14 protein-coding genes and 1 pseudogene are annotated in these 14,329 nt (G+C 70.4%); 3 read left to right on the top strand and 12 right to left on the bottom strand.

The genetic code is table 11. The features are described 5' to 3' along the window. Positions 1–37: 37 nt before the first annotated feature. Together R4P08_RS06710 and R4P08_RS06705 are read right to left on the bottom strand one after the other, a co-directional pair. Positions 38–1,369, bottom strand: a complete 1,332-nt coding sequence (locus tag R4P08_RS06710) for an acyl-CoA desaturase (protein ID WP_317813000.1) — start codon at positions 1,367–1,369, stop codon at positions 38–40. A gap of 65 nt (positions 1,370–1,434) precedes the next feature. Next, positions 1,435–2,565: an iron-sulfur cluster-binding domain-containing protein gene (locus R4P08_RS06705; protein WP_317812999.1), complete on the bottom strand. Its 1,131-nt coding sequence runs from the start codon at positions 2,563–2,565 to the stop codon at positions 1,435–1,437. Positions 2,566–2,818: 253 nt separating this feature from the next. On the opposite strand from R4P08_RS06705, the gene R4P08_RS06700 reads away from it, so the two are divergent. Further along, a complete protein-coding gene (locus R4P08_RS06700) occupies positions 2,819–3,418 on the top strand; it encodes a TetR/AcrR family transcriptional regulator (RefSeq protein ID WP_317812998.1) in 600 nt (199 codons plus the stop codon). Between the two features lie 22 nt (positions 3,419–3,440). Here R4P08_RS06700 and R4P08_RS06695 read toward each other — a convergent pair whose 3' ends face one another. The 5 genes from R4P08_RS06695 to sdhC form a co-directional block, all read right to left on the bottom strand. After that, positions 3,441–4,859 (bottom strand): D-alanyl-D-alanine carboxypeptidase family protein, encoded by a 1,419-nt coding sequence (locus R4P08_RS06695; RefSeq protein ID WP_317812997.1) that lies wholly within the window; start codon positions 4,857–4,859, stop codon positions 3,441–3,443. 473 nt (positions 4,860–5,332) lie between these two features. Continuing rightward, complete coding sequence (locus R4P08_RS06690; protein ID WP_317812996.1) at positions 5,333–6,124, bottom strand: succinate dehydrogenase iron-sulfur subunit; 792 nt, start codon at positions 6,122–6,124, stop codon at positions 5,333–5,335. Further along, on the bottom strand, positions 6,124–7,890 hold the full coding sequence (gene sdhA, locus R4P08_RS06685) for a succinate dehydrogenase flavoprotein subunit (RefSeq protein ID WP_317812995.1): 1,767 nt from the start codon (positions 7,888–7,890) through the stop codon (positions 6,124–6,126). Before sdhA ends, R4P08_RS06690 begins: the two co-directional genes overlap by 1 nt. Positions 7,891–7,938: 48 nt before the next feature. After that, positions 7,939–8,370 (bottom strand): succinate dehydrogenase hydrophobic membrane anchor subunit, encoded by a 432-nt coding sequence (locus R4P08_RS06680; RefSeq protein ID WP_317812994.1) that lies wholly within the window; start codon positions 8,368–8,370, stop codon positions 7,939–7,941. A 14-nt stretch (positions 8,371–8,384) separates the two neighbouring features. Then, positions 8,385–8,792: a succinate dehydrogenase, cytochrome b556 subunit gene (gene sdhC, locus R4P08_RS06675; RefSeq protein ID WP_317812993.1), complete on the bottom strand. Its 408-nt coding sequence runs from the start codon at positions 8,790–8,792 to the stop codon at positions 8,385–8,387. Between the two features lie 189 nt (positions 8,793–8,981). On the opposite strand from sdhC, the gene R4P08_RS06670 reads away from it, so the two are divergent. Both R4P08_RS06670 and R4P08_RS06665 read left to right on the top strand, forming a co-directional pair. Further along, the gene (locus R4P08_RS06670) at positions 8,982–9,410 is read left to right on the top strand and encodes a cytidine deaminase (RefSeq protein WP_317812992.1); all 429 of its coding nucleotides are present in this window, start codon (positions 8,982–8,984) and stop codon (positions 9,408–9,410) included. Continuing rightward, positions 9,407–10,710, top strand: a pseudogene (locus R4P08_RS06665) (thymidine phosphorylase). Before R4P08_RS06670 ends, R4P08_RS06665 begins: the two are co-directional and overlap by 4 nt. Before the next feature lie 48 nt (positions 10,711–10,758). Here the strand turns inward: R4P08_RS06665 and R4P08_RS06660 are convergent. The 5 genes from R4P08_RS06660 to R4P08_RS06640 are packed head-to-tail and all read right to left on the bottom strand — an operon-like array spanning position 10,759 to position 14,244. Beyond that, positions 10,759–11,979, bottom strand: coding sequence for a primosomal protein (locus tag R4P08_RS06660; protein WP_317812991.1), 1,221 nt, complete (start codon positions 11,977–11,979; stop codon positions 10,759–10,761). A gap of 24 nt (positions 11,980–12,003) precedes the next feature. Beyond that, positions 12,004–12,384 carry a YbaB/EbfC family nucleoid-associated protein gene (locus R4P08_RS06655; RefSeq protein WP_317812990.1) on the bottom strand — a complete coding sequence of 127 codons (381 nt, stop codon included), beginning with the start codon at positions 12,382–12,384 and terminating at the stop codon, positions 12,004–12,006. Continuing rightward, positions 12,381–12,713: a hypothetical protein gene (locus R4P08_RS06650; RefSeq protein ID WP_317812989.1), complete on the bottom strand. Its 333-nt coding sequence runs from the start codon at positions 12,711–12,713 to the stop codon at positions 12,381–12,383. Before R4P08_RS06650 ends, R4P08_RS06655 begins: the two co-directional genes overlap by 4 nt. Further along, entirely contained in the window at positions 12,713–13,900 is a 1,188-nt protein-coding gene (locus R4P08_RS06645; RefSeq protein ID WP_317812988.1) for a C40 family peptidase, read from the bottom strand. The genes R4P08_RS06650 and R4P08_RS06645 overlap by 1 nt, the downstream gene beginning before the upstream one ends. Then, entirely contained in the window at positions 13,897–14,244 is a 348-nt protein-coding gene (locus R4P08_RS06640; protein WP_317812987.1) for a type VII secretion target, read from the bottom strand. Before R4P08_RS06640 ends, R4P08_RS06645 begins: the two co-directional genes overlap by 4 nt. Positions 14,245–14,329: the final 85 nt, after the last annotated feature.

Genomic DNA, 14,329 nt, shown 5'->3' with positions numbered 1-14,329 from the left:
CCCCCTCCGTCATTGGTGACCACGAAGGTACCCCGGCTCAGGCGGCCGGCGACACCTTCCGGCGCTCGATGAGCACGGCCGGCGTGTCCGCCGGGGTGGGCGGCAACGGCAGGGCCAGGCGGAACATCTTGGACCAGACGTTCCCGACCTGCTTGTGCAGCGGGCCGGTGGTGTACGGCAGTCCGTGCTCCTCGCACAGCGCCCGCACCTTGTCAGCGATCTCCGGGTACCGGTGCGCGGGGAGGTCGGGGAACAGGTGGTGCTCGATCTGGAAGGAGAGGTTGCCGGTGGCCAGGTGCATGAGCGGGCTGCCCGAGATGTTGGCCGAGCCGAGCATCTGGCGCACGTACCACTCGCCGCGGGTCTCCTCCGCCGTCTCCTCCTGGGTGAACACCTGCGCACCGGACGGGAAGTGCCCGCAGAAGATCACCGAGAACGCCCAGACGTTGCGGACGAGGTTGGCGGTGAGGTTGCCGGCGAACGTCAGGGGGAACAGCGGGCCGGTGAGCGCGGGGTGGACGATGTAGTCCTTGGTCACCTGCCCGCGGATCTTGCTCCACCATCCGGCCAGGAGGACCTTGACGTCGGACCACTTGCGCTTGCCCTTGAGCACGTTGTCGTACTCGAGGTCGTGGAGCATCACGCCCCACTCGAAGCCCATCATGAGCAGGAACGCGTACACCGGGTTGCCCAGGCGGATGGGATTCCACGGCTGCTCGTACTCCATGCGCAGAATGCCGTACCCGATGTCCCGGTCCAGGTCGAGGATGTTGGTGTGCGTGTGGTGCATGTAGTTGTGCGAGTGCCGCCACTGGTCGGACGGGCACACGTTGTCCCACTCGAAGCTGGACGAGTGGAGCATGTCATCGCGCATCCAGTCGTACTGGCCGTGCATGACGTTGTGGCCGATCTCCATGTTGTCCAAGATCTTGGACGCGCTCAGCGCCGCGACCCCGGCGAGCCAGGCCGGCGGCAGGAAGCCCAGGAACATCAGGCCGCGGCCGGTCAGCTCCAGGCGGCGCTGCATGCGCACGACGTTCAGGATGTAGTCGCGGTCGGCCGTCCCGAGGTCGGCGACCACGCGGTCGCGGATCGCGTCGAGCTCGCGCCCGATGATCTCCACCGACTCGGCGGACAGGACCACCGGCTCGGGCGCGGAGGCGACCGTCTTCTTGGCCTTGGCAGCCTTCTCCGGCTTGGCAGGCTTTTCTGCCTTTTCGGGCTTCGGCGCCTTCTCGGCCTTGACCTTGGGAACCTTCGCGGGCTTCGGCGCCTTGTCGGCCTTGACCTTGACGACCTTCTCGGGCTTCGGCGCCTTCTCGGCCTTCGGGTTCTTGGGGCGGATGGTGGGGAGCTGCAGGAGAGTCATGATGGGTGTCCTTCCGGGTGTTCCGGGTGGGTCGTGCAGGTGGGTCGTGCGGAGTCTGGGTGGTTCTAGAGCTCGATCTCGACGTCGCCGACGGGCGCGGAGACACAGATCTGGACGTGGCAGCCGGGTGTGGTGTCGACCTCACCCGTCCGCAGGTCGCGGGTGGCACCGGAGACGCGGACGGCGGTGCAGGTGTGGCAGATGCCCATGCGGCACCCGTGCTTGGGGTTCAGTCCCGCGGCCTCGGCGCCCTCGAGGAGCGTGGTGCCGGCGTTGTGGGCGGACACGCCGCTCGTCAGGTGGGTGACGGTGCCCCCGTCGCCGTCCGGCACGGGGCCGGTGGTGGCGGAGAACCGCTCACGCAGGACGCCGGCGTAGCGCTCGGCGCCGAGGGCGTCGGCAAGCCCGTCGGCCAGCCCCTCGGGTCCGCAGAGGAACACGGTGGCGTCGGCGTGCCAGGGCGCCACGTTGCTGAGATGCTCGGCGGTGAGGTGGCCGGCCAGGCCCTCCGGAGACGGATCCCCGGTGGTGGCGACCACCCGGACATCGACTCCCGCGCGCGAGAGTTCGCGGATCCGGTCGGCGAACGGGACGTCCTCCGCTCGACGGGCGTAGTGCAGCCAGGCCACGCGGCCGGCCTTCCCGTAGCGGCTGTCGTTTTCACCGCTGCGGTTCTTGACGCAGTGGCCCTCGCCGGCGAGGGTGGAGGCGATCGCGAGCATCGGGGTGATCCCGCTGCCCCCGCTCACCAGCAACACGTCGGCCGGCCGGTTCTCGGGCAGGGAGATTTCCCCGACCGGATCCCCCAGGAGAAGGCGCATCCCGGGAACCGCCTCGGTCCACAAGTATTCGGAGACGACGCCGCCCGGGTGGCGGCGGACGGCGATGGTCGCCAGCCGGTCGGCGCGGGTGGCCGCATCGACGGGCGAGTAGTGGCGGCGGTGCACGACGCCGTCCACCACCACGCCGATCTCGAGCGCGGCACCGGGGACGGGTCGGTCGACGCCGGTCGGGAGGCGGAGCGTGAGCACGGTGACGTCGGGGACGGGCCGGTCGACGGCGACGACGGTTGCGCCGGTCGGATCATCGGACCAGGCCAGGCCGAGCGAACGAACGTAGTGCTCGGGCGGATGCGGGGTCAGCAGGGTGCGGGTGATCCCGCGGGAGAAGAGTCGGCTGATGGTCGGGGCGGTCATGAGGACCTCCGGAAGGTGTTGGTCGGTGTGATCGGGCATCGGCGGACGCGGCCTGCTTCCGTGATGTGCGCTCACACTTCTCTGGGGTGCGGCCGCACTACGGGGGCGTATCCGTCCGATTCGACCACCGGACGGGTTTGAGTGTACATACGTTCTCTCAAATGAAAAGGAGCTGGAATGTCGCCTGGGTCACACTCCGCGGCCGGGGGCGGCCGACATGCGTATATGCCCCTGAAACGATAGAGTTGCCGACGTGGCGAGACCGGGAACCAGGGCCGAACAGAAGCAGCACACACGTGCACTCATCGTCGCCGCCGGCCGCAAAGCGGTGGCCACCCGCGGCTTCGCCGGGCTGGTGGTCCGCGAGCTCGCCCGCGACGTCGGCATCGTCCCCACCGCCTTCTACCGGCACTTCGAGTCCGTGGACACGCTGGCCACCGAGCTGGCGTCCGGGGCGGCCGAGGCGCTGGCCAGGCTTGTCGACGACCTGGTGTCCGCGCCGGCCGCGGACCCCGCCGCGGATTGGCCGGCCCGGGCTGCCGCCGCGGCCGTGGAAGACCCGCAGACCTGGTCCGTGCTCGCCCGCGGGCTGGTCGACACCGCCCACCCCGACCACCGGGTGCTCGCCGGAGCCGTCGATTCCGCACGCCGCAGGCTGGGGATCACCCTGGGACGGCTCGAGACGCTCTCCGGAGCGGACGGCAGCGCCGTGGACATCGCGGCGGACCTCGTCGTCGTCGTCCTCCTGCGGCTACTGGTGGAGGTGGCGGTGGGGTACGACGCCCGCGCGGCCGTTGAGGAGTGCACCGGACGCGTGCGGGTGATCCTCGCCGGCGCGGGCGCGGTGTCCTGACGGGCGCGGTGAACCGTCGGGGTCAGCGGCGCGACCGCAGCGTCAGCCCCGCACCCGCCAGCACGATCACTCCCCCCGCGCCCAGGGCGAGCCAGGGACCGTAGCGCTCGATCAGTGAACCGTCCGCGGTGCTCGCGCGGGTCTGTCCGACCGTGCCCAGTGGGCCGGAGGCCAGCTGCTCGTCCGCATGATCGGCATCGTCAGCCGACGTCTGGGGCCCGTCGACCAAACGCCCCACGGTGTCGTCGGTGGCGAACCCGGCGTCGAGCAGCAACGCCGCTTGCTCCCACGGCGCCTTGGGTACGCGCGTGCCGTCGAGCAGAACAACGGCCAGCCGCCGCCCGTCCCGCTCCGCAGCACCGATGAACGTGTGGCGGGCGTCGTCGGTGAATCCGGTCTTGCCGCCGATCGCGCCCGGATAGTTGTAGAGGAGCCGGTTGTCGTTGGCCAACACGAACCCGGGGTTGACCACGCTGCCGTCCGCGCGCACGGTCGGCCCGGCGTTGGCGGGCGCGGCCGCGGGGTCCGGTGCACCCGCGCCCTCGCCGGCGGGATACCCGGGGAACCCGGACATCTGCGTGCCCACGATCCGCGCGAACTCGGGGCGGGTCATGGCGTCGCGAAAGATCAGTGACATGTCGTATGCCGTCGACATCATCCCCGGCCCGTCCAACCCGTTCACGGTGGCGACGTGCGTGCTCTCGGCCCCGAGTTCCGCGGCGTGGGCGTTCATCGCCTCGACCGTCGCCTCGATCCCGCCCATCTGGTGCGCGAGCACGGTGGCGGCGTCGTTGCCCGACGACATCAGGAGCCCGCTCAGCAGCCGATCGACGGAGTACTTCCCGCCCGGCCCGATGCCCACGAGGCTGCCCTCGGCGCCCTGGAGATCCGCGTCGGTGACCTCGATGATCCGGTCCGCCTGGAGGCGGTCCAGGACAACCGAGGCGAGCAGGGTCTTGATCACGCTCGCCGGGCGGTAGCGACCGTGGGGATCGCGGGCGGCCACCACCTCGCCGGTGTCCAGGTCCGAGACCAGCCAGGCGCTCGCGGTGACCTCACCGGGCACGTCGAACCCGGCCGGAGCCGCCACATCGCAGCTGTTCAGCGACTCGCCGCCCGCGGGAGTCTCCGGAACCGGGGGAGGGGCGGGGGAGGTCTGTCCGGGCAGCGGGACCTCGGACGCGTCGACGGGTGCGGGCGGCGTGGTGCGGTACGGGCAGCCCGTGAGATCGCGGGGGGTGTCGAAGTACTCGGACGATGTGGTCGACGGCAACACGGCCGCCGGCGGCGGAACGGAGAGCGGGAGTTGGGCTTGCGAGTGTCCGATCGGGGGTTCGACGGCCGCAGCGGGGCCCGCGAACGCTGCCGGCGCCAGGCCCACGAGTACGGCCGAGATGAGGCCGGCGGCTCGGGATGCAGGGCGTCGACGCGGGGGGTTCACGGGTCCCGAGTCTACGTCCGGTGATTGGTGCCTCGAACCGGACCCGCTGGTGGACGGGGCTTGCGAGGCCCGGTTGATGCCCCACCCGCGCCGCGACGGAGCCATCGGCGGTGCGCAGCTAGCGGGGGGACGAACTGGTGCGAGCAAAGCAGCAGCCCGACCGACGCCGGTTGCGCTGGCTCTTCGGCTCGCGCTGCGTGTCTGGTCCCTACCGCCAGCGCACCCCGGGGGTTCGCGTACAGACCGCCAGCGCGGCTCAAAGAGGCAGCGTATCCCGAGGGAGGTGTGCTGCGTGTCTGCTCGTGGGCGCGGCTCCCGGGCGCTGCTGCTCGTGGAGGCGACTCCCTAGCGCCCTGCCCGCGAGCGCCCTGCCTGTGGCGGGAAAATGCCGGCGGGGCCGCACCCTCCGTGAATGGAGAGTGCGGCCCCGGCCGGTGTTGCGTCACGGCACCCGGGCGCCGTGAACGCCCAGATCAGCGCGCGAAGAGCAGTGCGCGCTTGACCTCCTGGATCGCCTGCGTGACCTGGATGCCGCGGGGGCAGGCGTCGGTGCAGTTGAAGGTGGTGCGGCAGCGCCACACGCCCTCGGCATCGTTGAGGATGTCCAGACGCTCGGCAGCGGCCTCGTCCCGCGAGTCAAAGATGAACCGGTGCGCGTTGACGATCGCCGCCGGGCCGAAGTACGACCCGTCGGCCCAGAACACCGGGCACGAGGTCGTGCAGCAGGCGCAGAGGATGCACTTGGTGGTGTCGTCGAAGCGGGCCCGGTCGGTCGGGGACTGGATGCGCTCGGCCGTCGGATGGTTACCCGACGTGATGAGGTACGGCATGACGTCGCGGAACGACTTGAAGAACGGCTCCATGTCGACGTACAGGTCCTTCTCCACCGGGAGCCCACGGATCGGGGCGATGGTGATGGTGATGGACTTGCCGTCCTTGGGGAGCAGATCCTTCATGAGGACCTTGCACGCCAGGCGGTTGACGCCGTTGATGAGCATGGCGTCCGAACCACAGACGCCGTGCGCGCACGACCGGCGGAACGCCAGGCTGCCGTCGATGTAGTTCTTGACGTACATCAGCAGGTTGAGCAGACGGTCGGACGGCAGTGCCGGGACCTCGTACTCCTTCCAGCCAGCTGAGTCCGGATCCTCCGGGTTGAACCGGGCGATCTTCAGCGTGACCATGGTGGACCCCGGCGACACGGGACGAGAAGAGTTCGGGTCCTTGCCGTCGGTGGCCTTGGTGGTGTCGACTGCGGTGGTCATCAGTACTTGCGCTCCATCGGCTCGTAGCGGGTCTGCACTACCGGCTTCCAGTCCAGCTGGATCTCGGAGAGCAGGTCAAGGCCGTCCTTGACCGCCATTGTGTGCTTCATGTACTCATCGTCGTTGCGGTCCGGGTAGTCCTCGCGGGAGTGGCCGCCGCGGGACTCCTTGCGATTGAGGGCACCCACAACAGTGACCTCCGCCAGCTCCAGGAGGAAGCCGAGCTCGACGGCCTCGAGGAGTTCGGTGTTGAATCGCTTGCCCTTGTCGCTGACGGTCACGTCGGCGTAGCGCTTCTTGAGGGCGCGGATCTCCTCGCGGGCCTCGGTGAGCGACTGCTCGGTGCGGAACACCGACGCCTTGTCGTCCATCATGGCCTGCATCTCGGAGCGGATGTCGTTGGCGTTCTCGGTGCCGTGCTCGGCGAGCATGCTCTCCATCCACTCGCGGACCATGGTCTCGGGCTCTTCGGGGAGCTCGACGAACTCATGGGTCGCGGCGTAGTCGGCGGCAGCGATGCCGGCGCGGCGGCCGAACACGTTGATGTCCAGCAGCGAGTTGGTGCCCAGACGGTTGGAGCCGTGCACCGAGACGCACGCGCACTCGCCCGCGGCGTAGAGGCCGGGGACGATGTCGACGGAGTTACGCAGCACCTCGCCCTGGACGTTGGTGGGGATGCCGCCCATGACGTAGTGGCAGGTCGGGAATACCGGGACGAGCTCGGTGACCGGGTCCACGCCCAGGTAGGTCCGCGAGAACTCGGTGATGTCGGGGAGCTTCTCCTCGAGCACGTCCGCGCCCAGGTGGGTCACGTCGATGTAGACGTAGTCCTTGTTCGGTCCGGCGCCGCGGCCCTCGCGCACCTCGAGCACCATCGAGCGGGCGACGATGTCACGCGGAGCGAGGTCCTTGATGGTGGGGGCGTAGCGCTCCATGAAGCGCTCGCCGTCGGCGTTGCGCAGGATGCCGCCCTCGCCGCGGACGGCCTCGGAGATGAGGATGCCCAGGCCCGCGAGGCCGGTCGGATGGAACTGGTGGAACTCCATGTCCTCCAGGGGCAGGCCCTTGCGGAAGACCACGGCCATTCCGTCACCGGTGAGGGTGTGGGCGTTGGAGGTGGTCTTGTACATGCGGCCCGAGCCGCCGGTCGCGAAGACCGTGGCCTTGGAGTGGAAGACGTGCAGGTCGCCGGAGGCGAGCTCGTAGGCGACGCAGCCGGTGGCGACGGGGCCCTCGGGGGTCTCCGTGAGGCAGAGGTCCAGGACGTAGTACTCGTTGAAGAACTCGACCTTGTGCTTGACGCAGTTCTGGTACAGCGTCTGCAGGATCATGTGACCGGTGCGGTCGGCCGCGTAGCAGGCCCGGCGCACGGGCGCCTTGCCGTGGTCACGGGTGTGGCCGCCGAAGCGGCGCTGGTCGATCTTGCCCTCGGGCGTGCGGTTGAACGGCAGGCCCATGTTCTCCAGGTCGATGACGGCGGTGATGGCCTCTTTGGCCATGATCTCCGCGGCGTCCTGGTCGACGAGGTAGTCGCCGCCCTTGACCGTGTCGAACGTGTGCCACTCCCAGTTGTCCTCCTCGACGTTCGCGAGGGCGGCGCACATGCCGCCCTGGGCGGCGCCGGTGTGGGAGCGGGTGGGGTAGAGCTTGGTGAGTACGGCGGTGCGGGTCCGAGGTCCGGACTCGATGGCCGCGCGCATGCCTGCGCCGCCGGCGCCGACGATTACGACGTCGTACTGGTGCTGGTGGACCTGACGATCGGTCATGGGATTCTCAGTGCTCGCTTTCGAAGTGGGATGGTCCGCTGGCGTCGATCAGACGTCGTAGGCGAGGCCGAGGATGGCGTAGGTGCCCAGGACGAGGACCAGGATCGTCGCGACCATCAGGATCGAGTTGAGCCAGAACCGGGTGGAGTCCTTGCGCGAGTAGTCCGCGATGACCGTCCGGACGCCGTTGGCGCCGTGGAGCTGCGCGAGCCAGAGCATGAGGAGGTCCCAGGTGGCCCAGAAGGGGCTCTGCCAGCGGTCAGCGACGTAGGCCCAGTCGATGCGGTGGACACCCTCGTCGATCATGAGCCCGACGGTGAGGTGGCCGATCGTGAGGATGACCAGCGCAACTCCCGAGGCGCGCATGAAGATCCACGCGGTGCGCTCGAAGTTGCCACGCGACCGCAGGCGCTGTGAGCGCGGCTGGGCCAGCGAGGCGGGGCGGTCGTAGGACGTCTGGAGAACTGGTGCGTCTGCCATGGTGATCGTTCCCCTTAGAGGTGCTGGAAGAGAAGGAAGAGGAGGCGGGCGGTGCCTGCGGCAAAGACCACGACCCAGATCGCCAGGACAGCCCACAACATCTGGCGCTGGTAGCGCGCGCCCTTGGACCAGAAGTCCACGGCGACGATGCGCAGTCCGTTGAGAGCGTGGAACAGCACGAGCGCCACGAGGCCGATCTCCATGAGGCCGACGATCGGGGTCTTGTACGTGTCGATGACAGCGTTGTAGGACTCGGGGCTGAGGGTGACGAGCGAGGTGTCGAGCACGTGCACGAAGAGGAAGAAGAAGATCGCGACGCCCGAGATTCGGTGCGCGACCCACGACCACATCCCCGGGTCACCCTTGTAGATGTTGATCTTCTTTGTGGGGGCCGGACGCGCCGGCGCCTGCGCGGTACTCATGGGCTTGTCGTGCCTCCGAATCGTCTGGGCGTGGTGCCATCGGCGCGCGACTCGGCAGTAGAGCACAGCGAGCGCCTACTAGGACTTTAGACCTGAGATCTCACTGATGAGAAGCAGGGTGGGTACGGTGGTCCGAACGGGTTCCCCCTGTTAGGGGACCCTAAATGAAGTTACCGAGGGGTAAACCAGGTGTCCCACGACGAAACCGCAGCACAACGCATCGCGACCCTCGAGCAACTCCGCGAGGACGCGCTCGGGGCCGCGCTCGGCGCCTACCGTCCGTACTCCGGACTGGGGGTGGGGGCTGCCGCGGTGGCCTCGGACCCCGATGGTTCGCGGACGCGGATCGTGACCGGGTGCAACGTGGAGAACGCCTCCTACGGGCTGACTCTCTGCGCCGAGTGCTCGCTCGTCTCCGACCTCCACCGCACGGGCGGTGGGCGACTGCTGGAGCTCGTCGTCGTCTCCCACACCGGCGACCCCCTGGCCCCGTGCGGGCGCTGCCGGCAACTCCTCCACGAGCACGGCGGGCCCGACCTGATGGTCCACACCGCCCGCGGCGCGGTGCGCCTGGGCGAGCTCCTGCCGGACGCCTTCGGGCCCGGGGACCTGACGTGACCCGGTCCCTGGACGCCGTGCGGATCATCGAGGGCAAGAGAGACGGGCGGGAGCTGGACGACGACGAGATCGACTGGATCGTCGACGGGTTCACCCGCGGGGCGGTGCCTCCCGAGCAGATGTCCGCGTTGGCGATGGCCGTGTACTTCCGGGGCATGACCGACCGGGAGATCGCCCGGTGGACCGCCGCCATGGTGGCCTCCGGCAGCAGGCTGGACCTGACCGACCTGACCCGGGGCGGACGGCGCGTGCCCACGGTGGACAAGCACTCCACCGGCGGCGTGGGCGACTCCGTGACGCTCGTGCTGACCCCGCTGCTGGCCACCTGGGACCTGGCGGTTCCCCAGCTCTCGGGGCGGGGGCTCGGCCACACCGGCGGCACGCTGGACAAGCTCGAGGCGATCCCCGGTTGGCGGGCGGACCTCGATGCCGACGCCCGGCGCCGGATCCTGGGGGAGACCGGCGCGGTGATCTGCGCTGCCGGAGCCGACCTCGCGCCCGCCGACCGGGCCCTCTACGCCCTGCGCGACGTCACCGGGACCGTCCCGTCGATCCCGCTCATCGCGTCCTCGATCATGAGCAAGAAGATCGCCGAGGGGACCGGCGCCCTGGTGCTCGACGTCAAGAGCGGGTCCGGGGCGTTCCTGCCCGACCTCGCCGACGGCCGGGAGCTGGCGCGGGTGATGGTGGAGATCGGGACCGCATCCGGCGTCCGGACCAGCGCCCTGGTCACCTCGATGCACACCCCGCTGGGCCGGGCTGTGGGCAACGCCCTCGAGGTGTCGGAATGCGTGGACATCCTCGCCGGCGGTGGCCCGGCCGACATGATCGACCTGACCTGCGCCCTCGCCGAGGAGGCGCTGCACTCGGTGGGGTTGGACGGCGACCCCCGCGAACGGCTGGCCGACGGCCGCGCGATGGACTCCTACCGGGCGATGATCTCCGCCCAGGGCGGCGATCCGGACGCTCCGCTGCCGGTGGCTGCGCACTCGGTGGAACTGCGGGCACCGACGTCGGGCCTGCTGCGATGGGACGCCCTGGGCGTAGGCCGCGCTTCGTGGCTGTCCGGCGCGGGACGGACCCGGCCGGGCGAGGACGTGGACCCCGCCGCCGGGGTGCTCTGCACCGGGTCGAGGGCGACGACGTCCGGGCGGGTGAGGTGGTGGCAGGCGTCCACGCTGACGACCCGGAACGGCTCCCCGCGGCGATCGCCGAACTCGAGGCAGCGCTGGAGATCGGCGGGCCCGGCTCCGAGCGAGGGCCCGCCGGGGTCGTGCTGGAGCGACTGCGCGGCTGGTGACCGTGCGCCGCCCAGGCGGGGGGTGCTCCCGCTAGGGGCGCCAGTGGCTCAGGCGATGTCCGGAGTGGTCACCAGGCGCTCCACGTCGTCGACCAGGTCGCGCCATTCGGAAGCCTCGTCGTCGTACGGCGCGGTGGGCTCGAGCAGCTTGGCGTCGTCCGGGTTGAGCACGAAGTGCAGGAACCGGCGCAGCGTCGATCCACGGCCCGTCACCGACGCCTCCAGATCCGAGTCGCCGACGTAGTTCGCCAGGTCGGTGACCAGCTCCACGGCCAGGCCGAGCTGCTCGGAGTCGACCATCGCCGGGCCGACCTCGATGTCGCGGTCGATGCCGGCGAAGACGTAGGCGTTGTCGTCGGTCACGTGGACGTCGAGGCTGCCGTCGGTGGCGGCGATCTTGACCTGCTCGTAGGTGGCCACGCGGCTGAGCGTCGCGTCGTCGTTGTCCGCGAGGTAGCGGGCCAGGCCGCGGGCGCTGGTGAACACGTACGCCTGGTCGCCGTCGCCCAGGAACACGGGCTGGTCGCCGAGATAGCACCGCAGGGTCAGGAACTCCTGATCGGAGAAGACGATCCTGACCGGGTCGATCCCGACCGACCCCCAGAGCGAACCCTCCGGGTAGCCGGTGGGAACGGGCTCGGGCTCCGGCACGGGCTCGGGGATCGCGGCTTCGGCGGTCTCCAGGTCCTTGACGGCGCGGTCGACCTCGGCGGGGTCGAGCTCCGGGGTGGTCATGACGCCCTGGATCGCGTCCAGCACGTCGTCCCAGCCCTTGGCCACGGTCTTGCGGACGGACTTCCATAGCTTGAGGCCGTCCCGGCCGTAGAACTCGTCCATACCGCGGGTGACGGCTGCCAGGATCGGGTTGCCGTTGAAGAACTTGGTGACGGTGTCGAGCTCGCACACCTCGCCGATCGACCGGGCGATGGCGAAGGACTGGTCGATCTCGTCGACGGACGACTCGGTGGGGTTCTCGCTGAGCAGTTCCAGGACGCCCACGAGGTCGTAACAGTTGTCCTCAGCAGCGCGGAAGGCCAGGACGTCCGAGCCGGCGAACTCGGCCCACGACGGGTGGTCCTGCAGGTCGTGCTCCGCTCCGCTCCGGACCAGAGCCAGCAGTTCGGCGGTCGTCGCGAACCCGTAGAGGTCCTCGTCGAGACCGAGGAACGCCTCCCAGTCGTCGTTGTCCTCGCGCCAGCTGGGCGCCCAGAGGGTCGTGACGTCTCCCTCAGGGAGACCGAGCTCGATCGGGACGATGTCCTTGGCCATGCCGGTCAGCATATCCACGGCCGGTCAGGTGGTGCCACGGCCCACCACCGCAGCACCGCCGAACCCGCGGGCGGCGCTCTCCGCATCCCGCTTCCGGCCGCTGACCGCGAGTGCCACAGATCCCGAGACCAGTTCGGCACGGCGGGCGTTGGCCTGTTCGACGGCGTCGGAGGTGGCCTCGAGGATCGCCGCCGCCACGACCTCGGACCCGTGCCTGCGCAGGCCGGAGGCCAGGGCCAGGTCGACCACGCTCCCGCCGGAGTCCGCGGTGGCGGTGGCGAGCTGATCCCGGCTCGAGGCCACCACCCGGAGCGTCTCCAACTGGTCGTGGGCGGACTCCCACTCCGCCGCGATCCCGCGCAGACGGCCGAGGAACGCGTCGACGTCCAGTCCGCCGCCGCTCACGCTGCGCCCCCGCGCCACTCGTCGTCGTTCTCGTTGACGTCGTAGTCGTAGTCGTCATCGCCGTGGTCATCGTCGACCTCGGCGTCATCCCGGAGCGCGGCGTCCTCCCATCCCGCCTCGTCCCACTCCTGCTCGGCGAGTCGGTCGAGGAGGTCGCGGGCGTCGCCGGCCGCCGCGGTGAGCGCGCGGAGAACCGCCCGGGCGACGTCGGCGGGCGCGCGGTCGAGGAGCTCCTCCGGCAGGGCCAGCCCCACCGGCACGCCGTCGGTTCCCACCTCGGCGACAACTCCGGTCATCGGGTCGGTGCGACGGCAGCTGCGGGTGGTCATCAGCCGGTCGGACGGTAGAAACCGTGGAAGGACATCCCGCTGTTCTCGGTGCGCAGGCCAGAGACCTCCACGGGGTCCCCGGCCTCGACGAGCTGGCCGTTGCCGATGTACATGGCCACATGGCCGTCCCACACCGCCAGGTCTCCGGGCATGAGGTCCGACTGCGATACCTCGACACCGACGCTCTGCTCGCTGGCCAGGCGGGGGATCTCGATCCCGGCGTCGCGGTAGGCCCACTGGGTCAGCCCGCTGCAGTCCAGGCCCTGGCCGGGCGTGGTACCGCCCCAGACGTAGGGCACGCCCTGCTGGCTGAGGGCGTTGCGGACCGCCCCGGCGGCCTGTTCGTTGGGAGCGGTGGCGACGGACCCGTCGGGCAGGGTCACCTCGATTCCGCTGCCGACCACGCTCGACCCGGCGTTCCCGGCACCCGCCGATCCCGCCGAGCCCGCAGAGTCGGCCGAGCCAGCCGCGGAGCCCGCCGCCGATCCCGCAGAGTCGGCCGAGTCCCCCGGGCCAGCCGAGCCCGCCGGGCCACCCGAGCCCGCCGGGCCACCCGAGCCCGCCGTGTCGGGTGCGCCCAGCGCACCCGGCCCGGACCCGGTATAGGCGGTGGTCGAGGCGTTGATCGCGCCACCGGCGGACGAGTCCGCGGCGATCATGCCCGGCATGCGGGGGGCGTCGGGGATGCCGGCAGCGATCGCGTGCAGCTCCGCGGTGGGCCCTTGGAGTTCGAGTTGGACCCGCTCGGCCACCTGGATCCCGCGGGCCAGGTGTTCGGCGGCCAGGCCGAGGAGCGCGGCTTGCCCGGGCGGGGTGATGAGCGCAGGACCCAGCGCCGCGGCGCGGGCGATGAACTGCTGCACGATGCCGAGCACCTCGATCGTGCCGCGGACGACGATGTCGGCGGCCACGGCGGTCACGCGGGCGATCTCGACCGCCGACTCGGTGAGCGCGCCCACCGTCCGACCGATCTCGGCGACCGAGTGCGCGGCGCCCAGCGCGGCCAGGGAGTCCCACGATGCGGAGAGCAGACTTTCGAGCGGCGGCCCCAGCCGCTGGGCAACCTCCAGCCCGTCGCTGACCGGCCGCATGACATCACGTACCGGCTCGGGGACGAACTCCTCGGTAGAGAGCAGGTCCAGGACCTGCTTGATGGGCCCCGCGTAGGCCAGCGCGTCGGCGATCACCGGCCCACCCCCGGCGGCTGGGCGAGACCGGTACCGGCGGCGCCGATCGCCTCGGCCCCGCCGACGTCGGAGTCCTCGAACACCCGCCCCGTCTCCAGTACCAACTGCCCGGCGGCGTCGGTCACCCTTGTGACACCCGCGAGCACGTCGCGGTGCCGCGCGGTCGCCGAGAGCAGCGCGGACAGGAAGTCAGCGCCGACCGGGCCCACGACCGGCGCCACCGCCTCGATCGGCAGGCTGTCCATGGCCTGCAACGCCGCCCCCAGCGAGTCCGCCAGCGTGGTCAGCCCCGTGCCCAGTTCACGCAATCCGTCGACATGGACGTCGATCGCTCCGTCCGCCATTGCTACGCCCCTCGTCGCCTCTTATCCCGTCACAGGGTTCGACGCACCGGGGCTGCTCGACGGTTCCACCGGATCCGGGAAATCT

The sequence above is a fragment of the Rhodococcus sp. IEGM 1408 genome, from assembly GCF_033142235.1.
Classification (GTDB): domain Bacteria; phylum Actinomycetota; class Actinomycetes; order Mycobacteriales; family Mycobacteriaceae; genus Dietzia.
This window is presented reverse-complemented; position numbering and strand designations above follow the sequence as displayed.